The organism is Brevundimonas sp. (assembly GCF_036676055.1).
In the GTDB taxonomy this organism is placed as follows: domain Bacteria; phylum Pseudomonadota; class Alphaproteobacteria; order Caulobacterales; family Caulobacteraceae; genus Brevundimonas.
In genome coordinates, this window is the sequence record NZ_JAKFDS010000017.1 from 34,251 (window position 1) to 57,338 (window position 23,088).

Here is a 23,088-nt window from a genome sequence, read left to right on the forward strand (position 1 = left end):
GGCTGAAGCCGGGGCCCGGCCGGGTTGATCAGAAGGCGAGGGTCTCGACCTCGTCGCCGGTCGCCGCCTCCGGCTCGCCCGGACGACGCCGGATCAGCAGGTCCGCCGCCGCCAGCGCCATCTGGGCGCCGGAATTCTGGTCGGCGAGCGGATGGGCCCGGCCCTCGCGCCACGCCGCCCGGTGAAAGGTCTCGCGATCGCCGCATGGGCCCAGCGCCGCGCCCAGCCGCGCCGGTCGCCAGTCGAGCGCGGCGCCAACAGCCTCTCCCGAAAGACCGGCGACCAGCGGCGCGAGGAACAACCGCCCCGTGACCATGGCCGAGGTCGGATTGCCGGGCAGGCCCAGCACCAGCTTTCCACCGGCCCGGCCCAGCCACACCGGCTTGCCCGGCTTGATCGCCACCCTGTCGATGATCAGCGCCAGACCCGCAGGCCTGAACATGGCCCGGGCGTGGTCCCTCTCGCCTACCGAGGCCCCGCCGGTGACGACCACCAGATCGGCCTCGTCCAGCGCGGCGCCGGCCGCCGCCTCCAGGCTCGCGGGATCGTCCGTCAGGCGTCGCCGTCCGATCACCTCGCCGCCGTACTGCACGATCAGGGCGGCGACGCCGAGCGAGACGCTGTCCGGGATCGAGCCCGGGGTGTGGGCCGCCGTTCCCGGCTCCGCCAGTTCGTCGCCGGTGCCAAGCACGATTACCCGGGGGCGCCGCCAGACCTCGACCGTCGCCCGGTCCGCCGCGGCCGCGGCGACCATGGCCCGGGCGTCCAGCCGGCGGCCTGGCTGCAGCAGGACGTCGCCGGCCCGGAAGTCGGATCCGATGGCCCGGACGAACCGCTCGCCGGCCGACGCCCGGCCGAACAGGGCCATATCGCCGTCCCGGCGCACGATCTCCTGGATAATCACCCGGTCCGCACCCTCCGGCACGGGCGCGCCGGTGAAGATGCGTACGCATTCGCCGGGCCCTATTCGCCCGTCGAAACCCCGGCCGGCGAAGGACTCGCCGACGACTCGCAGCCGGGCGGGCAGGGCGACCACCTCGGCCTCCCGCACCGCATAGCCATCCATGGCCGAGGTGTCAGAGGCCGGGGCGTCCAGCCCGGCGACAACCGGCGCCGCCAGCACCCGCCCATGGGCGTCGGCGAGGGCGACGGATTCGGCGCCCAGCGGCGACGCCGCCGCCTCGATCAGGGCGAAGGCCTTGTCGAAGCCGATCATGTCGCGGCGCCTTCCCCCCAGTCGCCGCTTCGGCCGCCGCTCTTGGCCGTCACCTGGATGGCGCCGATGACCATGGTGCGGTCGATCACCTTGAGCATGTCGAACAGGGTCAGCCCGGCCACGCTGACTGCGGTCAGGGCCTCCATCTCGACCCCGGTCTGTCCCCGCGTGCGAACCTCGGCGCGGATCCGGAAGCCGGGCAGGTCAGGGGCGGGCGTCACCGTCACCGCGACCCGGGTCAGGGGCAGGGGATGGCACAGCGGGATCAGCTCGGCGGTGCGCTTGGCGGCCATGACCCCGGCCAGCTCGGCGGTCGAGACGACGGCGCCCTTCGGCGTCTCCCCGGCGATGGCCCGTTCGACCGTTTCAGCAGCGCAGGTCAGCCTCCCCTCGGCCACGGCCGTCCGGTCGGTGACCGCCTTGTCGGTGACATCCACCATGCGAGCGCGGCCGTCGGCGTCGAGGTGGCTCAGCCCGCTCACGCGCAGACCTCCCGCAGGCGCGGAATCTGCCCCGCCAGCGAGCAGGGTCGGTAGCGGCTGTCCAGCTCCAGCCCCAGCACCAGGTCCCAGGCGTCGCGGCAGGCGCCGGTCGATCCCGGCAGGCAGAAGACGAAGCTGTCCCCGGCCTGACCGGCGAAGGCGCGAGACTGCAGCGTTGACACCCCGACGGTGCCAAGGCTGGCCTGATGGAAGACCACGGCGAACCCGTCCATCTCGCGCCGGAACAGCGGCTTGAGCGCCTCCGGCGTGACGTCGCGCGGGGCGAAGCCGGTGCCGCCGGTGGTCAGGACCACGTCCACGTCAGGATCGTCGACCCAGGCTTGGACCTGACCCCGGATCGCTTCGACGTCGTCGCGGACGAGGGCCCGGGCGGCCAGTCGATGTCCGGCCGCGGTGAGGCGCTCGACCAGCAGGCCGCCGGACGTGTCGGTCTCCATCGTACGAGTGTCCGACACCGTCAGCACCGCGATGCCCAGCGGATGAAATTCAAAGGTCTCGTCGATGCCGGGCATCAGTCGCTCCATCTTCGCCGGTCGGCGCGGTCCTGGTCGGTCGGTTCGATCCAACGCGAGCCGTCGGGGCCGTCCTCCCGCTTCCAGAACGCCGCCTCGGTCTTCAGTCGATCCATCAGATAGTCGGCGGCCTCGAAGGCGGCCCGGCGGTGGGGCGCCGCGACGGCCACGAAGACGATCGCCTCCCCGGGCGCCACGTCGCCGCAGCGATGGATCACATGGATGTCGCTGACGGCGAAATGCGCGCCGGCGTCCGCCGCGATGACCTCCAGCGACCGTTCGGTGAAACCGGCGTAGTGGTCGAGGTGAAGCCCGGTGACGACGCCGGCCCGGGAGCTGTCGCGGGCGAGGCCGACAAAGGCGACCACCGCCCCGTCCCCGGTGCGGCCCGCAAGAACGGCCTGAAGCTCGGTCTCCGCGACCAGCAGGTCTTCCGAGAGGCGCGCTGTGATCGCCATGTCAGCCGCCCGAGTAGATCGGCAGGATGGCGACCTCCTGGCCCGGCCCGGCGAACGCCGTGTCCGGGACAACGGTCAGATCGATCGCCAGCCGCGTGTCCGGCCGCGTCATGACGGCGGCGGCGCCGTCGATTTGTTCGCTGATCCGCCGACGAAGTTCCGCGACGGGCAGGGGGCCGGTGCAGTCCAGCGTGTGCTCGCGCCCGAAACGGACGCCGAACTCGCCCAGAAACAGGATTCGGATGTGCATGGGGATGTTGTCGAGGCCGGCGCCAGGCAAGTCAACGAACCGAGGCCTGTCGTCACCATATCCCGGAGCGATGGGGTCGTCTGTCGACCCGGACCCAAGGTCCAGGCGTGGGCTTGCAAGTCTGGGCCGGCGAGAACCGCGACGAGAGACTTCCGGTCAGGGCTCGCCGCGCCCTAATGCAGCGAGCATTGGGGCTCGTTCCCGGAGCCGGGTGAAATAGCGATCAAGGTGGGGAGTAGGGGGCCTCAGCATTGGCGTGTCGCGCCATCGATGGATCGATAATCCGATGACGATATCCGCGAGTGTAAAGCGGTCCAGGGCCAGATATTGGGTATTGGCGAGATGGGCATCGAGGACGAGGTTCAGAGCGTTCCAGCGCTTCTGACTGTGCTGAACCGCGCCGGGATCTGCGACGAACGCCGGATCACGCCGGACGAGCGCCATGAAACAAGCGACCCAGGCGGAGTTGAGATTGGTCGCCTGCCAATCCATCCACTTCTCAACTTCAGATCGGTCGCCGGGATTCGCGGGAAGCAGATCCGTACGATCGAACTTTCCGGCCAGATAGCGACAGATCGTGTTTGATTCCCACAGCAGGCGCTCGCCATCCTGTAGCACGGGGCTCAGGCCAATCGGGTTGAGAGACATTAGGTCCTGAGCGCCATTCGGATCCAGGGAAGGATCGAACAGCTCGAAGGGCTCGCCCAGTTCGCCGAGTGTCCAGACCACCTTGCGCACGTTGATGGACGTCGGCCTTCCGGCAAGTCGGAGCATGGACGCGATCCTCAGGACATGTGGGTTTGTCCCTCCGACTGTAATGCAGGCGTGACAAGTGCAACGCAGCGATCTGGCGAATTTGGATCGACTATTGTCAATGCACCCACCTTCAGGCCCATCGGTAAAGCATTGCGAGGTGGTGTCGGGGGCGCCCGGAGCCCCACTGCGTCTCAGCCCGCGGACGCGCCGGCGCTGTCCCGGGCCCGGTCCGGCTTCGCGAGACCACGGGCCCCAACTATCCGGGGTGCGGCTCCGTCCTGGCGAGAATGTCGTGGGTTTTGGCAAGAGCCCCGCTGGTGCGAGAGCGGGCCGCGGGGGAGCATGCTTCACCTGAAACGGCGTCGCACCGGACGCCGGATCCTCTTCGGTCGCTCGTGTTCAGCAGGCGTCGTGCCGGTTGTCCGCGGGGACTTCCCGGGTTGGCGAGAGAGTTTTGTCTCCGATGGAAAACAGCGCACCCAAAGCACCGCCAAGGGCGAGAGGCGTGGTGGCCGCCTTCTTCAGTCCAGAAGCTCTCAACGGGCCGGGCGTCCTGGCGCTCGCCGCCGCAGGTCATGTCGCTCTTGTCGCGAATGCCCGGCCGCAGACCCTCCCTGCGCTTTGGGAACTGGCCATGTCCAACCCGCTATCGGCGGTCGCCTGCGTGGTGGTGGTGGGCCTGGCTTCCTTTCAGGTCAGCCGCCTGCCCCAGGGGCGAATTCTGTTGGTCAGGCGAATGACGATCGGATTAATCGCCGCCTCTCTCTCGCTCATCGCGGGCGACATCTTGAACCTCATTGACGTGGACCAACAACCTTGGGCGGGCATCATCGCCGGGGCCACCGTCGTCGTCCTTGTCGGCGGACTGACTACGCTCATGGCTGACATGCGGGCCCTTACCGATCGCTAGTCAGGCGCCGAAACTCCGCAGCGATCGCGACCGCTGATCACGGCCGCGCCGGGCAATAGGCGCTGGCTCCTGTCCGAACGCCTCCTTCCCTCTGACACTTCGATATTTGGCCCAAACTGAAAGGAAGCCCATGTGGCGTGTTAAGTCGCTGGACGCGATCATGGCCACCGCGGAGCGCAAGTCGCTCACGCGGTCGTTGGGGCCCATACAACTGACGCTTCTCGGTGTGGGTGCGATCATCGGCACCGGGATTTTCGTGCTGACGGCCGCGGCGGCGCAGAAGGCTGGACCGGGCATGATGTGGAGCTTTGTTATCGCCGGGGCTGTCTGCGGCCTTGCGGCGCTCTGCTATTCGGAACTGGCTTCGATGGTTCCGGTGTCTGGTTCGGCCTACACCTATTCCTACGCCGTAGTGGGTGAGTTGCTCGCATGGATGGTGGGCTGGGCCCTGATCCTGGAATACGCTGTGGCGGCCGCTGCGGTGTCCGCCGGCTGGTCCGGCTATTTCCTCGGGCTGCTGGAAAACGCCCTGGGTTTTGAGTGGCCTGCCTTGTTCAAGAACGGGCCAGCCTGGTCCATGAACGGCTGGATGCCGGTCGCCGACTTCGGCGTCGGCATCGTGAACATCCCCGCCATCATTGTTGCTCTGTCCGTGACGATGTTGCTGATGGTGGGCACCACTGAGAGCGCGCGGGTAAACGCCTTCCTCGTCGCGATCAAGGTCGCCGCGCTGACCATCTTTGTCGCCTTCACCATCCCCGCCATGCAGGCCGGCAACTTCTCGCCCTTCACGCCGAACGGTTGGTTTGGACCAGAGGGATCTACTGGCATGGGCGTCGTCGGCGCCGCTGCCTCGATCTTCTTTGCCTACGTCGGCTTTGACGCCGTCTCAACGGCAGCGGAGGAAACGAAGAACCCGCAGCGAAACGTGCCGATCGGACTGATCGGGTCCTTGGGGGTCTGCACGATCTTTTACCTGCTGGTGGCGGCCGGAGCGATCGGGGCGCACGGCGGGCAGCCTGTTCTGGGCGCTGCTGGCGAAGCCGTTCAACCGGGTTCGCCAGCCTATGTCGCTGCTTGTCGGCTGGCCGAAAACGCCGACCGCCTCGTCTGCTCCAACGAGGCCCTGGCTCACGTCTTGCGCCAGATAAACTTCCCCCTGGTGGGCAACGCTGTCGGCATGGCAGCCATGTTGTCTTTGCGTCGGTCATCCTGATGATGATCTACGGGCAGACACGCATCTTCTTCGTCATGGCGCGGGACGGTCTGCTGCCGAAGAGCTTCGCCAGGATCCATTCCAAATGGAAAACGCCCTACATCGTGACGCTGTTCACCGGGAGCTGCGTCGCCATTGCAGGCGCCTTCTTCCCGGTCGGCCAGCTCGCGGACATTTCGAATTCGGGCACGCTGTTCGCCTTCCTCATGGTTTCGATTGCGGTGATGGTCCTGCGTGTGAAGGACCCCAACCGTCACCGGCCATTCCGCACCCCGTTCATCTGGGTCATCGCTCCGATCTCGGCGCTGGGATGCGTGTTCCTGTTCTGGAATCTGCCCCACGACGCCAAGATGGTTCTGCCGATCTGGGGCGGCCTGGGCCTCGTCGTCTACCTCCTCTATGGCTACCGAAACAGCCATCTGGGCCGGGGCATCACCCATCCGCTCGAACTCGCTGGCGAGCGGTCGCCAGGGCCCAAACCCCCCGACGCCGCCTGAGCGGCCGGTGGTCAGTTCCGGCTGTCCAAGGGACCTTACAGGCCTGCAATATCGACACTTCGGCGGGGCTGGTCTCAAAGCCTCAAGCCATCCGAGACCGCAATATGACTACAGGATTGAAGGATCGACGAGTGGCTGAACGAGCTCACAGAACCCCCACCACCACCTGCCGCGGACGGCGCCGGGCCTGCGGCGCGCTCATGGTGGCGCTCGCCTGGCCACTGTGCCTGTCAGCACCGAGCTACGCTCAGGTCGCGACCCAGGCTCCGGCCGCAAACGGCACACCGATCCACGCCGGGGTCTCCTATCTCCTTCACTCGAATGTCCTTGGCGATGACCGCCAAATCAATGTCTGGCTCCCGCCTGATTATTCGCGATCTGACGCTGACTACACAGTGCTTTACCTGCTGGATGGGGCCCTGGATCAGGACTTCCACCACATAGCCGGCCTGGCCCAGCTTGGCTCGTTGAGCTGGACATATGGCCCTCTCATCGTGGTGGGCGTTCAAACAGTGGACCGGCGGGCGGAACTTACCCCTCAGGCCTCGGATGCCCGCTATTTGCGGGCCTTTCCGCAGAGCGGGGGTGCGGCGCGCTTTCGGCGGTTTCTTGAGACCGAGGTCCTGCCTTTCGTGGAGGGACGCTTTCGGACAGGTCCCCGTCGGGCGCTTATGGGCGAATCCCTGGGCGGCCTTTTCGTGGTCGACACGCTGTTGGACCAGCCGTCGCTCTTCCATGACTACGTGGCGATAAGCCCGAGCCTGTGGTGGGACGACCGATTGCCGCTGCACGACGTCGCCAACCGACTGCGGGCCGCTAACGGCACAGGCCGCCGGCTCTACCTGGCTATGGCGGACGAGGGAGGGACCATGCAGCAAGGCGTCGACCTGCTGCGCGCGGCCCTGGGCGAATCCCGAACGGAGACGATCGAGTGGCTCTATGCCGATCGCAGCTCGGTCGCCACTCACTCCACGATCTATCACAGCTCCGCAGAGGAGGCGCTCCGCTGGCTTTACCCTGCTCCGCCCTACGATCCAGGGCCCACACCCTGGTACATGATCCCGGGCGCGGCGTCGCCTGAGGCGGGCGATCCGCCCTGACGCCGTATCGTGGACGGCGGCCAATCTCGCGCTCTGCGGCGAACCGTTCAGACCGGCAGGATGGCCGCGAGCGTGTCCCGATCCGCCGGGTTGAGCCCAAGCAGAGGGCGAGGGGGCTGTGCCTGGGTCAATCCTATGATGTTCGCCGCCGCGTACATCACCCGAACGCTGCCGATCGCCCGGCACAGTTCCCACAGCGGCTCGAAAGCTGCGTTGTGGGCGTCAGCCTCCGCCCGGTCCTTCGCCATCGCTGCGGATGTGAGGGCGGCGGCGCGCTCGGGGAAGAGGCCGCCGACTACGCTGAACCAGCAGTCTGCGCCGGCCAGTAGAGCGTCCTTGCATCCCCAGTCGCCGCTATAGCCGATCGACAGTCCAGGCGCTGCTCGGCGATAATCCCCCAGGTCCGAGGCAATATCACCGGTTGGGAGAGGTAGTTTAATCGCCGCGACGGCCGGGATAGCCGCCAGGCGGCCGACGAAGGCGGGGCTGAAGGTGAAGTTGGTCGTCCGCGGATTGCTGTAGATGCAGATCGGCAGCGAGGTCACCGACGCAACGGCCGCGAAATGCTGAAACACTTCTTCCTCGGAAAGCGGCGTGTAGCTCACCGGCGCCATCAAGAGGCCTGATGCGCCTTCTTCCGCTGCGTCTCTTGCATGCGCCTGGGCCTCATCCGTTCTCAATGCGCCGACGCTGACGATCACCGGAGTCGCGGTCGTGGTCGCGATCGCGGCGCCGACGGCGCGCCGACGCTCCTCCCGCGTCAGAAACATATAGGTCCCGGTGCTACCCAGAAGACCGATCGAGTCGGCGCCGCCCGCCTCGATCCGACGGATCAGACCCTGCAGATCAGGGACGATGACCTCGCCCGCACTTGTCATCGGTGTGATCGGGAAGGCCGAAAGGCCAGCGAACAGTTTCATTCCAGGCTCCGCAGGTCACCTCAATCAGTCTCGACCAAGGGCTGCCGCTCAACTCATGAATGGCTTCGATTTGTAACGGCCTTGCAGTGTCGTGTTCTTGCGACCGCGTCTGTCCACCAAGCGGCAGGCCATTTCGACCAAGGCGATACGGGCGGCCGCCTTAGCTGTTCGGATCAAATGATGATCGTACCCGGGCCGCTGCAGCAGGGTCCAACAGACGCGTCACCATCCAGGCGCACAGGTCCAGCGATGCGAGGCAACCGCCGGCCGTTGCGACATTGCCGTGGACCACCAGGGCCCGCATTTCAGGGCGAACGCCCATCGCTTCGAGTTCCGGCATCACCGGAGGATAGGTTGTCGCCGAAAGCCCATCCAACAAACCCAGGCCCACCAGTATGAGCGCGCCTGAACCGATCCCGCCAATCACCTGGCGAGAGGGGTCGAGCTGCAGGGCGGCCATGAAGTCTGGATCAGCAAGTTTTGCTCGGCTGCCGTCGCCACTGACCACAAATACCGCGTCTGCCGCTGCGGCTTCGGCAAGCTCGCCGTGCGCCTCGACGCTGACACCGGAATAGGAGGTTAGTCGCGGTTGATCCGACAGGATGCGGACCGTCCAGGCTCCTCCGTACCCTGCTCCGTAGGGTGTCTTCACGCGGTGGAAAAAGTCGAAAGGAAGGAAGAGGTCGACATCGGTGAAGCCGTCGTAGGCGATTACGGCGATGAGCAAGGTTTCAGTCCTTTGCCGAGGGGCGCGTCGGGGCGGGGAGGAGGTTCAGGGGCGGCAAGCGAACAGCCAGGATCAAGGGGTGCTGAGCCGTTGGTGAAAGAAGGCGATGATCTCGTCTCGAGCCCGCAGCGTTGGCTCTCCCTCCCGATCGACCAGGTCGACCGTCACCACGCTGTGCGGCGCCGGCACATGCTGCTGGAAGAAGGGCGGCCTCGGCTCATCAGCCGGCTCAGGATCAGGGAGCACCCGTCCGTCGAAGCGCGGGCCCAGCGCCTTGGAATAGGCGGCGAACCGTTCGGCCCGGCAGAAGGCGTCTCCGGAAAATCGGTAGGCCAGAACACTGAGGTCTTCCCGTTCCAGCCGCTCGGCGATCTTGCCCAGCTCCTGATCGGAGATCTCGAGGCCCGCGGGGTCGTTAAGCGGGAGGGACGGTTGGCAGACGACCGGCGCCAGCATCGACGGCTCCAGCATTATCGTGAGCGCGAAATTCCCGGTGAAACACATGCCGACGGCTCCAACGCCCGGTCCGCCGCACTCTCCATGAGCAGCACGGGCGAGGCCCCGAAGCCATAGGGTGACGGGGCTGGACGCGCCCGCCGCCAGGGCCCGGAACTCCGCACTGACGCAGGCGCGACGAAAGACGGCCGCCCCCTCATCAGCGGTCGGCACTCCGCCGTCTGTCCCGAACAGCGAGGGCATATAGACCGTGAAGCCCGCGTCACGGACCCACCGGGCGAACCTTGCGACATGAGGACTGATCCCGGGCATCTCCGCCAGGACGATGACGGCCGGACCCGCCCCGGCGCGGTAGACCAGCTTGGTCTCGCCCAGGATGGTCGTCGGCCGACGCTCGAAGTCGGCAAGATTGTCGGGCAGGAGCAGGTTCGTCGGCATGGTCTCTCCAATCGGGGAGAGGAAAATGCGGCGGCCTGGAACGGCGGCCCAGCGGCGAATTAGACATTGATCGCGGCGAACTCGCCATCGGCTTTCGCCACCCTGAATGCGCGCCGGGCGAAGCCTGGAGCTGGCGGTAAGCTGCAGCCGGTAGGTTTGGCTAGCGAGGACTCTCCGGACAATCGCCGCCTGACTCTGCCTCGCACTCAGGGGGGCGCCGACTGGCGTTCTTGCGATCCTTGCGCGCAAAGATCGCGAGGCCTGCCTGCATCAGGGGACCAATCGCGAGGGCGTGTAGAACAGTTCCAACGCCCACCGTCCCTCCCAGCATCCAGCCGCCTGCCAGCACGACCAGCTCAACCCCTAGCCTTGCCCGCTGGATCGAGAGCCCCGTGACCTTCACCAGTCCCATGGTGAGACCGTCCCGCGGTCCAGGACCGTAGCCCGCGGAGATGTAGGCGGCGGTCGCGAACCCGTTCAACGCGATGCCGCTCAGGAGAAATGCGGTGCGAGTCGGCAGGGCGGCGATCTCTGGAAGAAGCATCAGGGTAAGGTCTGTCGCAGTGCCGATAACCAGCACATTGCTGATCGTCCCCAAGCCTGGCCGCTGTCCAAGCGGGATCCAGACCAGCAGCACCAGCGCGCCCAGCAGGTTCGTCACAAGCCCAATGCTCAGGCCCGTTTGGCGAGACAGACCTTCATGAAGTACGGACCACGCCATGAGGCCGAGCCCGGACCGGACCATAAGCGCCGTCGAGACGCCGAAGAGGGCGAGCCCCACGTACAAGCGAACAAGACGTACAAGATGCCCGCCGGCGGGTTGCTCAAGTTGAAGATGCATATCTACGCCACGGTACAGCTTCGGAGCCGGGGTAGTTGGCCTTGCTGGCAGCGCGTGGAACAGCGGCGGCTTCGCCAATATGCGCGAGTAGAACGCCAGTTTCGTCACCCTTGGGGTCTCGGCAATCTTGCGGCTCGACCGCCCGACAGGAAGGGAAGCGCATTAGGCCGGGGTATCCCTTGTGGGCCCCATCCGGGGGCGAAGCATGTGGGGCAGTCCGATGCCGGTGATGATCAGCGCCGCGGACAGGATCTTCCAACCGGCCAGCTTTTCATCGAGCAGCACCACGGCAAGGGCGATGGTGATCACCGGGATCAGCAGGGTAAGCGGAGCGATCCTGCTTAAAGAATATCGTCTGACGAGCGCGTTCCACACCGCATAGCTGAATACCGTATTGGCGTAGGCCTGCCAGGCGATCAGAGCGACCAGACTCCAGTCGAAGCGGGTCATGGGGAGCGTCAGGGCTTCTGGCCCCTCCAGAGTGAGCGATAGGGCCGCGAGCGGCAGCGTGGCGAACAAGCTGCTCCAGACCATGAAGTTCAGCAGGTCGCCCCGGTAGTCGCATTTGCGCACGATCACATTGGAAACCGCCCATGAGAGAGCCGCAGTAAGCGTGAGCAGAACGCCAATCAGGGTGGCGGATGCGCCGCCGTAAAAGCCGATCACGACCAGCCCCGCGGCTGCCACCAAGCAGCCCAGGATCTGGGACGGTCTGATCCCCTCCCTCAACACCACCCCCGCCAGTGCGACGTTGAAGAAGGCCTGGGCCTGCACCACCACCGAGGCCATCGCCGGGCTAATGAAATGCTCCATAGCTATGAAAAGCAGCCCGAACTGTCCAAGCCCGGTCAGGATCCCAAAGGCCGCCACCAGGCGCATGTGGCCGCGGGGAGGGCGCAAGATCAGACAGGCGGGCGCAAAGGAAAACAAAAAGCGCCATGCACACAGCGCCAGCGGCTCCATGCGATCAAGGCCCCACTTCACCGCTATGAAATTCGAGCCCCAGATCAGGACTACGAGACCCGCTAACGCCAGATGATGAGCAGGGAGCCGCGGGGTCAAGCGCGCCGCCGAAGGATGCGCAATGGGGTTGAGGACGAATGCGAGGTGGACATCCGCCAGATGGTGAGCGTGGCTGCACAGGGTCGCCAGATGACGATCTGACAGGCGTTGTGGGCTTTTCGCCAGGTGCTGTGATGACCCGCGCGGCGGGGCCCTACTCGTGGGCCGCCGCTGCGTAACTTGGTCAGGCCCGCGAGAAGGCTAGGTCGGGGCGCCGGCGCCGTTGAGCGCACCTCGCGCGCGGGTTCGCAGGTCCCTCGGACCCATCCCCGAACACCGGCGGATGAGCGCGCGCAGGGTCGAAGGGTCCGAATAGCCGACGCGAAAGGCAATCTCTTCGAACGGCAGCATCGTGGTTTCGATCAGCTCGATCGCACGTTCCATTCGAAGCTGTTGCAGGAACTGAATGGGGGAAAGGCCCGTCGCCGCTGTCACCCGACGGGCGAAGGTCCGTGGCGACTGCCTTACGCTTGCCGCCAGATCGTTCACCCCGATCCGGTCCGCCAGTCGAGAGCGGGCCCAGGCGGCGGCGCGCGCCACCCCTTCGTTGGAAGCGGCCAACAGGCTCAAGGCCATGTAGGGAACCTGGGAGCGGCGCTCGTCCAGAACCATCCGGCGCGCACACCCTTCAGCGATCTCGGCGCCGGCATAGCGGGCCACGAGTCCCACCATCAGGTCCATCTGCGCCATGGCGGCGCCCGCTGTCGTGAGACGGCCGTCGGTCACCACAAGTTCGGTGGTGTCGAGAGAGACCTTGGGGAACAACTCTTTGAAGACAGGCGCCAGCCACCAGGCGGTCGTCGCCCGCTGGCCGTCGAGAAGACCTGAGCTCGCCAGCAGCAGGGTTCCGGTGCAGGAGCTGGCGATATGCGCGCCAGCGTGAAAAGCGGATTGGATCGCTTGTCGTCCTTCCGTCGCGTCCGGCTCAGCCAGTCGATCGGAGTAATTCTCAGCCTTGGACAGGCCTTGCGCCGGCAGGATGAAGAGGTCCGGTTCGTCATGGGTCGCTTCAGGAAAGGCCAGAAACGGGCGGAACAGCGCCGCTCCTGCGCCCTGGATCTTCACATGAAAAGGAGAGGGGCGTCCGAGAGAGTGGGACACCCGATTGGCCATCGCCAGAACGTCAATGGTGATGGCTACGCTTGAGGCCAGCGGCGCGCTCAAGGTGAAGATGGTGGTCGATGGCATGTCTCATCGTCCTCGCTGGGTGTCCAATCCGCCACTGGCGGCGACGCGACTGGAGCCTTCAGGATGGCTGTTCCCAAACGGCCCGAAAACGCGGTGTGCATGAGCGGCCCGATCTTTGTTGCCTGTGATCAGCCCGGCCGGTTCATCGCCCCGCCCGCCGCGCGCGGCCCCTGGACGGTGAGCCACTGGAGCGGCATCGCGGCCGATCTGTCCTTTCTGGACTGGACATATCCGTCGCTCGACTTGTCCGTGGGCTTCGTCCGACCGCCTGAAGGCGGATGGATACGGCTGGAATCGCACTGCCTGCCTCATGTCGGCGGGCGCACTGTGTGCGTGACCGCGCTCAGTGATTGCCTCGGCCCGTTCGCGCAGGCGACCCAAACCCTCATGATCGATCGCAGGGTCGCTCAAGCGTAGGGCTCGCCGTTCTTGCGGGTGTAGCGCCACCCCGTCTCTGTGCGGACCGGTACGAGATCGTCATCGGGGCATTCCGCCGTGTCGCCAGGCAGGCGATCTCCAATCTCAATGTAACTCGCGTCTGCGTTAGACCGGTTGATCAGGTGGTGAGCCGTTCCCCCGTGCCTGAAACCGGCGCAGGCTCCGGCGCGAAGGAGCGTCTCTCCTTCGTCGTGGACCAGGACCAGTTCGCCCGAGAGCACATAGACGAACTCGTCTTGCACCATATGCCTGTGGCGTGTGGCGGACTGGGTCGCCGGCGGCAGCGTGATGAGGTTCACCCCAAAGTTTTCCAGGCCAAACAGATCGCCGAGGCGCTGTTTGCGGCGGCCGGCGACCCTCTCGGCGAACTCAGGCGGATAACCGGTGCCAAGCTGCGTGGGCGCTTCGCTGGCGATAAGCGTGATCGGCCAGTTCTTCTCTGTCATCTGCGAGCCTCTTCGTCCTCTACGACCCAGCCACAGCCGCCTTGTCGTCCTGTCCGCAACAGGACCGCGCGGCGCCAACCATGGTCGCGTCAGAACCGGGAGCGAGCCAAGAGGCGAAAATGCACTGTTTCGAGGCTATCTCGCCAATCCAATACTGTCGATTGGTCGGCCTGGGGGACGAACGCGCCGCCGCGGCAAAAGGGATCGCTGTCGCGCCTGGAGCGGATCGGCGTCGCCCTTTAAGCCATAGCTCGCGTCGGCGCCGGGCGCCCGTCCGCTATCCCGAAACACAGCGCTGCTGCAGTCAGACCGAGCAAGAAGGTGGCGGTCCAGATGGTCACATACGAACCTGTAAGATCGAAGATGTAGCCGCCTGACCAGGCCCCCAGAAACGATCCAATCTGATGGGCGAGAAAACAGACGCCGAACAGCGCGCCCAAATGGCGGACGCCGAACATCCTGGCCACCAGTCCGCTTGTGAGAGGGACCGTTCCTAGCCAGGTCAGACCCATGACAGAGGCGAATGCGAGCACAGAGATCTCGGACTTCGGAAGCATGAAGAACGACAGGATCGCCACGCTCCGCATCAGATAGAGCCAGCCCAGGATCTGCTGCTGCGGAAACCGGGATCCCAGCCACCCGCATGCCCAGCTCCCCGCTATGTTGAACAAGCCGATCAGCGCCAGGGCCGCACCGGCAGAAGCCTGTGGGATGTGGCAGAGTGCCAGGTAGGCAGGCAGGTGCGTGGCGATGAAGGCCAGCTGGAAGCCGCAGGTGAAAAAGCTGAGGGTCAGTTGAACGAAGCCTCGGTTGCCGAGCGCCTGTCTTGAGACCTTCTTCAGGTCCCCTGCTTCCCGAGAATTCCGGGACACCGGTTCGGTGGGGCTCCTGAACAGGAAGAAGCCCAAGGGAGCGGCCGCGAAAATGCAGGCCGCGAGAAACAGGAGGGCGCCGCCGATTCCGCCCGCTTCCATGATGCGCTGGACCAAGGGTACCAGGGCGACCTGGCCGACGGATCCCCCCGCGCTTGCCAGGCCCAGCGCCATGCTGCGCTTCTCCGGAGGCGCAGCGCTCCCCACCGCCGCCGTTACGACTCCAAACGAGGAGCAGCTGATGCCAATGCCGACCAGGACGCCCATACCCACCACCAGCATCGGCCCACTCGGCATCAGGGCGGACAGGGTCAGGCCCAATCCATAGGTGATTGCGCCAAAGGCGATGACGGGGCCAGGGCCGAACCGGTCGCTCGCAGCGCCGGCCACGGGCTGGGCGAAGCCCCAGACGAGATTGTGAAGGGCGATCGCGAACGCCACCTCCGTCACCGGAAGTCCGCGGACGCTCGAAAAGGGTTCGACAAACAGGCCGAAAGTCTGCCGGGCTCCAGCCGCGGCGCTTACGATGATGCTGCCGACGACAATGCTGCGGATGAGGGGATCCCGCATCCAGCGCCCGATGGAAGCCGGCGAGGTCAACGCCGCTCGCCCTTGGGAGAATGAACTCCCGACGATCTTTCACCAGGCGCCGGGCACGACCGGAGGCAGCCGACGCGATCGATCCCTTCCGGGAGAGGAGCGGCAGGACGATCTCGCGCCATAGCTGCGTTCTCACCGTGAGTCATCGGGCCCTCCATCACCGGGATGATCGTGCGGCGCGCGAACCGCGCGCCCCAGTGTCAAATTCGACATTGGCCGAGCCGATTTTGCCAGGAACGAAGCCGGGTGCATCGGTCCAGGGCCCGCAGAGTTCAGCGAAGTCCACGCCGACTTGGCGGGGTGGGCTTTGCCGGGCGCATCACCAGTACGATCGGGACTCACCCGGTCCTGCAGGGAGACCAACCGCGTAAGACAGCGGGCGAGCGTCGGGTGCTCCCTCGTCATGACCAGCATCGGGGCCACATTGCCAGCGGCCTTGCTGTTCGGCGAACGCCGCCCGGAATTTGTCCGCCGCGCCTCCTGCGAGAGCAGGCTGAAACGCCGATCATCTGGCTCGATCAGGTCCGCTTGGGCGGTCGGTCATGCCTCAAAGGTGGAGCGTTTTCCGTGCGCCAGTGGACCGTCGATTCATTTACGCCAACGCTGTTTGGGGGAAATCCCGCCTGCGTCGTTGAACCCTTGGCGCGGTGGCCTGCTGATGCGCTGATGCAGTCCATCGCCCAGGAAAACAATGTTGGTGCGACGGCATTTCTCGTCGCTGACCCGGACGGCCGTTCATTCGGCTTGCGGTGGTTCACTCCCAGCGTCGAGGTGCCTCTGTGTGGACACGCGACCTTGGCTGCCGCCCATGTTCTGTTCACAGAGTTGCGATCAATTTCCTCCAGCGCAAACTTTGAGACCCACTCAGGCCCCTTGTCTGTTGAGCCGATTGCGGGCGGCTACGAGCTCTCCCTGCCCCTGCAACACGCCACCCGCATTCCAACGCCGCCAGGACTGGCTGGCGCTCTTGGCGTGAAGCCGCTGGAGGTCTGGGCTGGCGCCTATCTCATCGCCTTACTGACAACCGCCGATGAGGTCAGGACGCTGCGGCCGGACCTGGAAGCACTTCGCGATATCTCGCTGTCCTTGGGCGGGCAGGGGAACGTGGGAGTTGCCGCCCTGGACGCGCCGGGATCATCACACCAGGTCGTCGACCGCTTCTTCGCACCCGGATACGGGATTCCCGAGGATCCGGCGACGGGCTCGTTTCACGGCCTTCTTACCCCGATTATGTCGCCGCGGTTCGCGACGCCTTCCGTCCGCTTCGCTCAAGCATACCCGGGCCGCGGCGCAGAGTTCCGGGGGCGCGTGCAAGGCGATCGGGTGATGCTCAGCGGGAACGCGATCACCTATTCGGAGAGCCGCCTGCGTCTCTCGATCGAGGAGTGACCGGCTTTACGAGGCGCGGTGGTTCCCAACCGCGAACTCGGCCTCTCGAAAACATCTGATCCAGTTCCGCCCCATAACCGGGAAACTCACCCAGAGGCGGTTCGCGCAGGGACTGACCGGCCAACAGCGGCCGGATGGCGGCTCCGAAGGTGCGGAACAGCGGGGAGTACGGGAGCCGGCGGCGAATGAACCCGAGGTCGGGGCCCTGTCGGGCCACGGGTCAGATCAGAGACTGTTCCGGAGGGGGCGTGGCGGAGCGGGTAATCCAGGTCAAACTCTCCGCTCGAAAGATCACCCGCGGATACTCAGTGCGATCCGGACCAGCGCCGACAGACTGTCGGCCTGCATCTTCGTCATGACCTTTGCGCGAAAGATCTCGACCGTGCGCGGGCTGATGTTCAGGGCAAGGCCGATCTCCTTGTTCGACCTGCCCTCGACAAGCGCCTCGAACACCTGCCGCTCCCGGGGGGTCAGCTCAGCGAGCCGCAGTTCCGCCTGTCGGGCGGTCTTCTGCCGGGTGACCCTGTCCGTGAGCACGCCCAGGCATCCCATAAGGGATTCGAACAGACGGTTCGGGTCGAATGGTTTCTCGATGAAATCAACCACGCCCGACTTCATCAGCTGAACGGCCATCGGAACGTCGGCATGTCCGGTGATGACGATCACGGGCCAGGCGCCGGGCCGCAGTTCGTTCAGCCGACGGACGACTTCAGCGCCGTCCATGCCAGGCATCCGGATGTCCGTGACGACGCAGGCCGTCTCCGTCTCGGGCAGACGCGCGAAGAAGTCGTCGCCGCTGACAAAGCTACGCGCCGTAACGCCCTGTCCCCGCAACAGCGTCACGAGCGAGTCCCGTACCGCTTCGTCGTCGTCGATGATGAAGACTGAATGGCCCTTCATGCGTCCTCCAGTTCCCGCTCCCGCATGAGACCAAAAACGAACGCTGCTCCGCCGAGTTCGCTCCTTTCGACCGACAGCGTCCCGCCATGGCTCTCGACGATGGTCCGGGTTACGGACAGGCCGAGCCCCATGCCCGATCGCTTTGTGGTCGTCAGGGGCCGGAAGATCTTCTCAAGCTGCCTGGGGGCCACTCCGCCGCCGTTGTCCTCGACCCGGACCTCGAAGACCGAGTCCGACCTCGCCCGGCCGATCACCCGTATGCGGCCGTCAGGATGGTCTTCCAGCGCTTCAGCGGCGTTGCGCACGAGGTTGATGATGGCTTGCTGGAACTGGATCCGCTCGGCCCGGACGTGATCGTTCAGGTCGTCTATGTCCATTTCAATTTTCACCCGGCCGTCGGCCTGGATCATCAGCAGAACGCCATGCAGGTCCGCGACCATCGCGGCGACCCGCTCCACTTCCAGACTGCGGGTTTCATGGGCCAGCAGTTCCCGCATCCGTCGGATGATCCCTCCGGCCCGCAACAGTTGCGCCTTGGCCAGTTCGATCGTCCGACCAGCGCTCTGGCCCATCAGGCCGACCTTCTCCAGCGAGTCCTGGCTGGCGTGAAGGTAGGTGGTCGCGGCTGTGAGGGGCTGGTTCAGTTCGTGCGCGAGCGACGCCGCCATCTCGCCCAGGGAGTTCAGCCGCCAGACCCGGTTGAGCTGGGTGTGAAGCTCTCGCGCCCTGGCGTCGGCGGCATGGGCCAGGGTCAGGTCCGTCAGGCACAGGGTGGCGAGCACGCCATCCGGATTGTCGGGCATCAGGCCGACCTGGATGCTCAGGGGAAAGGTCTCGCCGTCCGGGCGCCGCCCTGTCCAGACTGCGTCCTCGCCGCTGTCCATCCAGTCTCCCTGAAGGGCCTGCACATAGTCGCCGAAGTCCCGGCCCATCGCCTCTTCCGAAGTGACGCCCAGCACGGTGCAGGCCCTCCGGGTGAGGAAGCTCACACGCCGCTCCCTGTCGATCGCTACGACCGGGGTGGAGGCGAGGATGGCGTCCAGCATTCGGTTGCGGTGGGTGAGACGCAGGGACAGCTCGTGCGCGCGTTCCTGCATGGCCCGCAGGCGCCAGCACATGACCGCGATGAACCATGAAACGGCGACAAAAAGCAGGGCGTTGGTCGCCGTATCCACCCAGCCCAGCCGAGCCACGAGCGCAACGTTGGCGATGATCGACAAGCTGACGGCGACGGCCGTCTGCCCCCGACCCGAAAGCATGGCCGTAGCCATCACGGCGGGCACGAACGGCAGGTAGTAAAATTGGCCGACCACCTCGAGAATCTGCCTGACCAAAAGACAGGCGGCGACCGCAACGACCGGGACGAGATAGCTTTGGGCCGTCGTCAGCGAGGGCCTGGAGCCGGAAATGTCGGGTCTTTTAAGCAAAAGCTACTGTACTTTTTACGGCGGTATTCACTGGACGGCTTCGGCCGCGGGGCCCCAACCGAATCGCATTTCACCTCAGAAGTGTATGGAAGGCGTCTAAGGTGTTCTACGTACCGCCGGGATTACCGCTTATTTTCGATCTGCGCTCACCGTCCGCAGGGTGAGGAGAGATCATGAAGCGGACCCTGACTGTGCTGGTTGTCGACGATTGCGCTGCGATGCGGACCCTGGTGGGAACCATTCTCGTCGCAGGGGGCCATATTGTTCTGCTGGCCGAGGATGTGGCCCGGGCGCTTGAGATCCTTGATAGGCGCCAGCCCGATCTGATTCTGACCGACTACTCCATGCCCGGGGGGAATGGCGCAGACCTCGTTCGTGAAATCCGGTCACGGGACGCCTTCGCGCATACGCCGGTGTTCGTCGTATCCAGCGAGCAGGCCCCGGAGACGCGCAACCGCATGGCCAGCGCCGGCGCCAATGGCTGGATATCCAAGCCCCTGTGCGTTGAGACATTGCTGGCCGCAGTAGACGCCGTCGCCGTCAGCTTCGTCCCGCCAGCCGAAGTGTTCCGGGCCAGCCGCATGCCGGCCGCCCTGGAAGTCGCGTAGGTATTCCTACGTATGTGACGGTTCATAGAAAATATCAGCGTGCGGCGGAGTTTGCGGGAACAACGTCCGAGAGAGTTTCATGTCCCGCAGAACGCGTTTTTCCACTTCCTTCCTCCTGCTCGCCGTCGGCGCCGCCTCCGCTCCGGCCGCCGCCCATGCCCAGGACTTCAGCGGCCAGATCGGCGTCGCGACCCAGTATGTCGGCAAGGGCATCGGCAAGAGCGCTGAAGACCCGAGCGTCTTTGGGTCCGTCGAGGTCAGCGCCGGTCAGTTCTACGGCAGCGTGTTCGCCTCGACCGCGGAGCTGAGCCAGGGCTCGGACTCGGAAATCGTTACAACGGTAGGTTACCGCCCGGAGTTCGCCGGTTTCGAGTTCGACCTGTCGGCGATGAACAAGGATCTTCCCGGCACCCGCTCCGGCGTCGACGCCAACTTCATGGAGTACCAGGCTGACATCTCACGGTCGCTCGGGCCCATCGGCGCCCGGCTGCGGGTGAACTATACGCCGGACGGTTTCGCCGGAACGCGCGAGGCATGGTGGGTCGAAGGGCAGGCGTCGATGGCGATCGACCGCCGTACCAAGGCCTCCGCGGCCTTGGGCGAGCGCACCGCCGAAGGCGGCGCGGAATACGTCGCCTGGAACGCCGGGGTGAAGCGCAAGCTCACCGATCGGCTGGCCCTGGATGTCCGCTGGTACGACACCGACGGACACAGCCGCGGCGAAGCCTATGAGGGCCGCCTCGTCGGCTCCCTGTCCCTCTCATTCTGATCCCTTTCCGCATCGTCCTCCAACGGCCTTCGAGGAAATCGCCCGTGTTCACCAACCTGCCCGTCAGCCGCAAGCTGCTCATCGCCTTCTCGGCGGTGCTGCTCGCCATCCTCGCCATGGGCGGGGTCATCCTCTTCAACCTCCAGGCCATGGAGCGTGCGGGCGTGACCCGCAGCGAGGCCAATGAGGCGGTGCGCGATACCGCCTTGGCGGAGCTGAAGCTGGCCCGTCAGGAGAACAGCCTCCGCGGGTTCCTGATTTCCAACGACCCCTATTACCTGCAGCGCCTCGACGCCCACCGGGCCGATTTCAAGCAGGCGGTGAAGGAGATCCGGGAGATTCCCGGTCTCGGCGTACAGGCGGAGACGGAAGCCCTTGAGGGCGCGGCGGACGAATGGTTCGAGAACGTCGTGACCGTTGCGCGCCGGCTGGCCGCCGACCCGTCGACCCGCGCCCAGGCCATCGCCATGGTGGGGCGCCAGGGATCCGCCGACACCTATATCGGCAAGGCCGAAGAAGCGATGGAGGCGATTGACGCCGCCAACGTGGCGCACCTCGAGGAGGCGGAGAACGCCCAGATCAACGCCGCACGAACGGCCCTCATCGCCCTGTTGGTCGGTCTGGTCGCCGCGGTGATCATGGCGATCGGCGCCGGCATTGTGATCACCCGCGCCCTGGTGGGCCCTATCAACAGCCTGATCTCTGACATGAGGCGGCTTATGCAGGGCGACACCTCCATTGAGGCGCCCATGTCGCGCCGCAAGGACGAGTTCGGCCAGTTCGGACAGGCCGTCCTCGCCTTCCGCGACGCCGCCGTCGAGAAACTGCGCCTCGAGGCCGAGACCGCGGCGGAGCGTGCGGCGGTCGAGGCGGAGCGGGCCCGGAACGAGGAAGAGAAGGCGCGCGAGGCCGAGTACGACCGGATCGCCATAACCGCCCTGGCCGAGGGTCTGGCGGCCATGGCCGACGGCGACCTGACGCACCGCTTCACCGCCGAAGTGGCTCCCAAGGCCGCCCGGCTGAAGGAAGACTTCAACCGCGCGGTGGTCCAGCTTGAGGAAGCCATGGCTGTGGTGGTGACCAATGTCTCGGCCATCCGCTCGGGAGCCGGAGAGATCAGCCAGGCCGCCGACGACCTGTCGCGCCGCACCGAACAACAGGCCGCCTCGCTGGAGGAGACCGCCGCGGCGCTGGACGAGATCACCGCCACGGTCAACCGCACCGCCTCGGGCGCCCGTCAGGCCTCCGAGACCGTCAAGGCCGCCAAGGGGGACGCCGAGACCTCCGGGGTAGTGGTGCGCGACGCCGTCGGGGCCATGGGCGCGATCGAGAAGTCGGCCCAGGAGATCAGCCAGATCATCGGCGTCATCGACGAGATCGCCTTCCAGACCAATCTGCTGGCGCTCAACGCAGGGGTCGAGGCGGCCCGGGCGGGCGACGCCGGCCGCGGCTTCGCGGTGGTGGCCTCCGAGGTGCGGGCCCTGGCCCAGCGCTCGGCCGAGGCGGCCAAGGAGATCAAGGTGCTGATCTCCGCCTCGACCAACCAAGTCAACTCCGGGGTCAGCCTGGTCGGGCAGACCGGAGAGGCGCTGCAGCGTATCGTCGGCCGCGTCGCCGAAATCGACGGTCTTGTCTCCGAGATCGCCGCCTCTGCTCAGGAGCAGGCGACCGGCCTCCAGCAGGTCAACACCGCCGTCAACCAGATGGACCAGGTGACCCAGCAGAACGCCGCCATGGTGGAACAGTCCACCGCCGCCAGCCACTCGCTTTCGCAGGAGGCGGAAAGCCTCGCCGGCTCGGTGTCCCGGTTCCGGATCGGCGCGACGCCTCCCGCGGCGCGTACCGCCGCACGGCCCGCCGCCCGATCGGTGACGGCTCTCAAGACCCTGGGCCGGGGCGGTGCGGCGCTGAAGCCCCAAGCGGTTGAAGACGGCTGGGAAGAATTCTGATGACCGCCGTCGTCGTCCTGCCTGCCGTGCTGGACATCCAGCAGGCGGCCCCCTTGCGGGAAGAACTGCTCGCCCTCCGTGGGCAGGCGGTGGTGGTCGATGGTTCGGCCGTAGATCGTCTCGGCGCCCTCTGCCTGCAGGTGCTGATCTCGGCCCAGCAGACCTGGGCGCGGGACGGGCTGAGCCTGATCATCGACCAGGTCTCCGAAGCCTTCGCCAGCCAGTGGAACGCCTTTGGAGCGCCGGACGCCGCGTCCGCCCGGGGAGAAGCCGCGTGACCAAGACTGTACTCACTGTCGACGACTCCCGGACCATGCGTGACATGCTGATGCTTGCCCTCGTCGAGGCGGGCTATCGGGTGATCCAGGCCGTCGACGGCGTCGACGGGCTGGAGACGCTGAGCGCGGAGGGCGCTGATGTCGTGATCACCGACATCAACATGCCCCGGATGGACGGCTTCGGCTTCATCGAAGGCGTGCGTGCAGACCCCCGTCACCGGGCGATCCCGGTTCTGGTTCTGACCACCGAGAGCGATGCCGCCAAGAAGCAGCGCGCCCGCGACGCTGGCGCGACGGGCTGGATCGTCAAGCCGTTCGACCCGGTCAAGCTGGTCGACGCCGTGCGCCGGGTGGCCGCCTGA

25 protein-coding genes and 1 pseudogene are annotated in these 23,088 nt (G+C 66.0%); 10 read left to right on the forward strand and 16 right to left on the reverse strand.

What is annotated here, in order from left to right:
* Positions 1 to 28 precede the first annotated feature (28 nt).
* From V6M45_RS03220 to V6M45_RS03245, 6 genes are all read right to left on the reverse strand, one after another.
* Positions 29 to 1,216, reverse strand: a complete 1,188-nt coding sequence (locus V6M45_RS03220; RefSeq protein ID WP_332653964.1) for a molybdopterin molybdotransferase MoeA — start codon at positions 1,214 to 1,216, stop codon at positions 29 to 31.
* On the reverse strand, positions 1,213 to 1,698 hold the full coding sequence (gene moaC / locus V6M45_RS03225) for a cyclic pyranopterin monophosphate synthase MoaC (protein WP_332653965.1): 486 nt from the start codon (positions 1,696 to 1,698) through the stop codon (positions 1,213 to 1,215). The genes V6M45_RS03220 and moaC overlap by 4 nt, the downstream gene beginning before the upstream one ends.
* Positions 1,695 to 2,231: a molybdenum cofactor biosynthesis protein B gene (moaB, locus tag V6M45_RS03230; RefSeq protein ID WP_332653967.1), complete on the reverse strand. Its 537-nt coding sequence runs from the start codon at positions 2,229 to 2,231 to the stop codon at positions 1,695 to 1,697. Before moaB ends, moaC begins: the two co-directional genes overlap by 4 nt.
* A complete protein-coding gene (locus V6M45_RS03235) occupies positions 2,231 to 2,689 on the reverse strand; it encodes a molybdenum cofactor biosynthesis protein MoaE (protein WP_332653969.1) in 459 nt (152 codons plus the stop codon). Before V6M45_RS03235 ends, moaB begins: the two co-directional genes overlap by 1 nt.
* A 1-nt stretch (position 2,690) precedes the next feature.
* Positions 2,691 to 2,939, reverse strand: coding sequence for a MoaD/ThiS family protein (locus V6M45_RS03240; RefSeq protein ID WP_332653971.1), 249 nt, complete (start codon positions 2,937 to 2,939; stop codon positions 2,691 to 2,693).
* A gap of 156 nt (positions 2,940 to 3,095) precedes the next feature.
* Complete coding sequence (locus tag V6M45_RS03245) at positions 3,096 to 3,713, reverse strand: glutathione S-transferase family protein (RefSeq protein ID WP_332653972.1); 618 nt, start codon at positions 3,711 to 3,713, stop codon at positions 3,096 to 3,098.
* Between the two features lie 490 nt (positions 3,714 to 4,203).
* Between V6M45_RS03245 and V6M45_RS03250 the strand changes: the two genes are divergently transcribed.
* From V6M45_RS03250 to V6M45_RS03260, 3 genes and pseudogenes are all read left to right on the forward strand, one after another.
* The gene (locus V6M45_RS03250) at positions 4,204 to 4,605 is read left to right on the forward strand and encodes a hypothetical protein (protein WP_332653973.1); all 402 of its coding nucleotides are present in this window, start codon (positions 4,204 to 4,206) and stop codon (positions 4,603 to 4,605) included.
* Positions 4,606 to 4,735: 130 nt separating this feature from the next.
* Positions 4,736 to 6,318 (forward strand): annotated as a pseudogene (locus V6M45_RS03255) (amino acid permease).
* A 200-nt stretch (positions 6,319 to 6,518) separates the two neighbouring features.
* Positions 6,519 to 7,418, forward strand: coding sequence for an alpha/beta hydrolase (locus V6M45_RS03260; protein WP_332653974.1), 900 nt, complete (start codon positions 6,519 to 6,521; stop codon positions 7,416 to 7,418).
* A 47-nt stretch (positions 7,419 to 7,465) separates the two neighbouring features.
* Here V6M45_RS03260 and V6M45_RS03265 read toward each other — a convergent pair whose 3' ends face one another.
* From V6M45_RS03265 to V6M45_RS03290, 6 genes are all read right to left on the reverse strand, one after another.
* Positions 7,466 to 8,338, reverse strand: a complete 873-nt coding sequence (locus V6M45_RS03265; RefSeq protein WP_332653975.1) for a dihydrodipicolinate synthase family protein — start codon at positions 8,336 to 8,338, stop codon at positions 7,466 to 7,468.
* 160 nt (positions 8,339 to 8,498) lie between these two features.
* A complete protein-coding gene (locus V6M45_RS03270) occupies positions 8,499 to 9,065 on the reverse strand; it encodes a DJ-1/PfpI family protein (protein ID WP_332653977.1) in 567 nt (188 codons plus the stop codon).
* A gap of 72 nt (positions 9,066 to 9,137) precedes the next feature.
* Complete coding sequence (locus V6M45_RS03275; protein WP_332653979.1) at positions 9,138 to 9,959, reverse strand: dienelactone hydrolase family protein; 822 nt, start codon at positions 9,957 to 9,959, stop codon at positions 9,138 to 9,140.
* Positions 9,960 to 10,119: 160 nt separating this feature from the next.
* Complete coding sequence (gene yczE, locus V6M45_RS03280) at positions 10,120 to 10,908, reverse strand: membrane protein YczE (RefSeq protein WP_332653980.1); 789 nt, start codon at positions 10,906 to 10,908, stop codon at positions 10,120 to 10,122.
* A 54-nt stretch (positions 10,909 to 10,962) separates the two neighbouring features.
* On the reverse strand, positions 10,963 to 11,862 hold the full coding sequence (locus tag V6M45_RS03285) for an EamA family transporter (RefSeq protein ID WP_332653981.1): 900 nt from the start codon (positions 11,860 to 11,862) through the stop codon (positions 10,963 to 10,965).
* A gap of 201 nt (positions 11,863 to 12,063) precedes the next feature.
* A complete protein-coding gene (locus tag V6M45_RS03290; RefSeq protein ID WP_332653982.1) occupies positions 12,064 to 13,050 on the reverse strand; it encodes a GlxA family transcriptional regulator in 987 nt (328 codons plus the stop codon).
* A gap of 63 nt (positions 13,051 to 13,113) precedes the next feature.
* Between V6M45_RS03290 and V6M45_RS03295 the strand changes: the two genes are divergently transcribed.
* Positions 13,114 to 13,467: a hypothetical protein gene (locus V6M45_RS03295; RefSeq protein WP_332653983.1), complete on the forward strand. Its 354-nt coding sequence runs from the start codon at positions 13,114 to 13,116 to the stop codon at positions 13,465 to 13,467.
* Here V6M45_RS03295 and V6M45_RS03300 read toward each other — a convergent pair.
* Positions 13,458 to 13,934 carry a cupin domain-containing protein gene (locus V6M45_RS03300; RefSeq protein WP_332653984.1) on the reverse strand — a complete coding sequence of 159 codons (477 nt, stop codon included), beginning with the start codon at positions 13,932 to 13,934 and terminating at the stop codon, positions 13,458 to 13,460. The two genes, V6M45_RS03295 and V6M45_RS03300, sit on opposite strands and share 10 nt — an antisense overlap.
* A 239-nt stretch (positions 13,935 to 14,173) precedes the next feature.
* On the reverse strand, positions 14,174 to 15,406 hold the full coding sequence (locus V6M45_RS03305) for an MFS transporter (protein ID WP_332653986.1): 1,233 nt from the start codon (positions 15,404 to 15,406) through the stop codon (positions 14,174 to 14,176).
* A gap of 567 nt (positions 15,407 to 15,973) precedes the next feature.
* On the opposite strand from V6M45_RS03305, the gene V6M45_RS03310 reads away from it, so the two are divergent.
* Positions 15,974 to 16,795 (forward strand): PhzF family phenazine biosynthesis protein, encoded by an 822-nt coding sequence (locus V6M45_RS03310; RefSeq protein WP_332653987.1) that lies wholly within the window; start codon positions 15,974 to 15,976, stop codon positions 16,793 to 16,795.
* A 291-nt stretch (positions 16,796 to 17,086) separates the two neighbouring features.
* On the opposite strand, the gene V6M45_RS03315 is transcribed toward V6M45_RS03310, so the two are convergent.
* Positions 17,087 to 17,695 (reverse strand): response regulator transcription factor, encoded by a 609-nt coding sequence (locus tag V6M45_RS03315; RefSeq protein ID WP_332653988.1) that lies wholly within the window; start codon positions 17,693 to 17,695, stop codon positions 17,087 to 17,089.
* Entirely contained in the window at positions 17,692 to 19,008 is a 1,317-nt protein-coding gene (locus V6M45_RS03320; protein ID WP_332653989.1) for a two-component system sensor histidine kinase NtrB, read from the reverse strand. The genes V6M45_RS03315 and V6M45_RS03320 overlap by 4 nt, the downstream gene beginning before the upstream one ends.
* A gap of 287 nt (positions 19,009 to 19,295) precedes the next feature.
* On the opposite strand from V6M45_RS03320, the gene V6M45_RS03325 reads away from it, so the two are divergent.
* The 5 genes from V6M45_RS03325 (at position 19,296) to V6M45_RS03345 (ending at position 23,088) form a co-directional block, all read left to right on the forward strand.
* A complete protein-coding gene (locus V6M45_RS03325) occupies positions 19,296 to 19,730 on the forward strand; it encodes a response regulator (RefSeq protein WP_332653990.1) in 435 nt (144 codons plus the stop codon).
* Positions 19,731 to 19,809: 79 nt separating this feature from the next.
* On the forward strand, positions 19,810 to 20,499 hold the full coding sequence (locus V6M45_RS03330) for a TorF family putative porin (protein WP_332653991.1): 690 nt from the start codon (positions 19,810 to 19,812) through the stop codon (positions 20,497 to 20,499).
* Positions 20,500 to 20,543: 44 nt separating this feature from the next.
* Positions 20,544 to 22,448, forward strand: coding sequence for a methyl-accepting chemotaxis protein (locus V6M45_RS03335; RefSeq protein ID WP_332653992.1), 1,905 nt, complete (start codon positions 20,544 to 20,546; stop codon positions 22,446 to 22,448).
* Complete coding sequence (locus tag V6M45_RS03340) at positions 22,448 to 22,726, forward strand: STAS domain-containing protein (protein ID WP_332653993.1); 279 nt, start codon at positions 22,448 to 22,450, stop codon at positions 22,724 to 22,726. The genes V6M45_RS03335 and V6M45_RS03340 overlap by 1 nt, the downstream gene beginning before the upstream one ends.
* Positions 22,723 to 23,088, forward strand: coding sequence for a response regulator (locus V6M45_RS03345; RefSeq protein ID WP_332653995.1), 366 nt, complete (start codon positions 22,723 to 22,725; stop codon positions 23,086 to 23,088). Before V6M45_RS03340 ends, V6M45_RS03345 begins: the two co-directional genes overlap by 4 nt.

Coding starts and splice junctions, on each gene's coding strand:
- V6M45_RS03220 (WP_332653964.1), bottom strand. CDS start 1,216: ATGATCGGCTTCGACAAGGCCTTCGCCCTGATCGAGGCGGCGGCGTCG.
- moaB (WP_332653967.1), bottom strand. CDS start 2,231: ATGCCCGGCATCGACGAGACCTTTGAATTTCATCCGCTGGGCATCGCG.
- V6M45_RS03235 (WP_332653969.1), bottom strand. CDS start 2,689: ATGGCGATCACAGCGCGCCTCTCGGAAGACCTGCTGGTCGCGGAGACC.
- V6M45_RS03240 (WP_332653971.1), bottom strand. CDS start 2,939: ATGCACATCCGAATCCTGTTTCTGGGCGAGTTCGGCGTCCGTTTCGGG.
- V6M45_RS03245 (WP_332653972.1), bottom strand. CDS start 3,713: ATGCTCCGACTTGCCGGAAGGCCGACGTCCATCAACGTGCGCAAGGTG.
- V6M45_RS03260 (WP_332653974.1), top strand. CDS start 6,519: ATGGTGGCGCTCGCCTGGCCACTGTGCCTGTCAGCACCGAGCTACGCT.
- V6M45_RS03265 (WP_332653975.1), bottom strand. CDS start 8,338: ATGAAACTGTTCGCTGGCCTTTCGGCCTTCCCGATCACACCGATGACA.
- V6M45_RS03275 (WP_332653979.1), bottom strand. CDS start 9,959: ATGCCGACGAACCTGCTCCTGCCCGACAATCTTGCCGACTTCGAGCGT.
- V6M45_RS03290 (WP_332653982.1), bottom strand. CDS start 13,050: ATGCCATCGACCACCATCTTCACCTTGAGCGCGCCGCTGGCCTCAAGC.
- V6M45_RS03295 (WP_332653983.1), top strand. CDS start 13,114: ATGGCTGTTCCCAAACGGCCCGAAAACGCGGTGTGCATGAGCGGCCCG.
- V6M45_RS03300 (WP_332653984.1), bottom strand. CDS start 13,934: ATGACAGAGAAGAACTGGCCGATCACGCTTATCGCCAGCGAAGCGCCC.
- V6M45_RS03315 (WP_332653988.1), bottom strand. CDS start 17,695: ATGAAGGGCCATTCAGTCTTCATCATCGACGACGACGAAGCGGTACGG.
- V6M45_RS03325 (WP_332653990.1), top strand. CDS start 19,296: ATGAAGCGGACCCTGACTGTGCTGGTTGTCGACGATTGCGCTGCGATG.
- V6M45_RS03330 (WP_332653991.1), top strand. CDS start 19,810: ATGTCCCGCAGAACGCGTTTTTCCACTTCCTTCCTCCTGCTCGCCGTC.
- V6M45_RS03340 (WP_332653993.1), top strand. CDS start 22,448: ATGACCGCCGTCGTCGTCCTGCCTGCCGTGCTGGACATCCAGCAGGCG.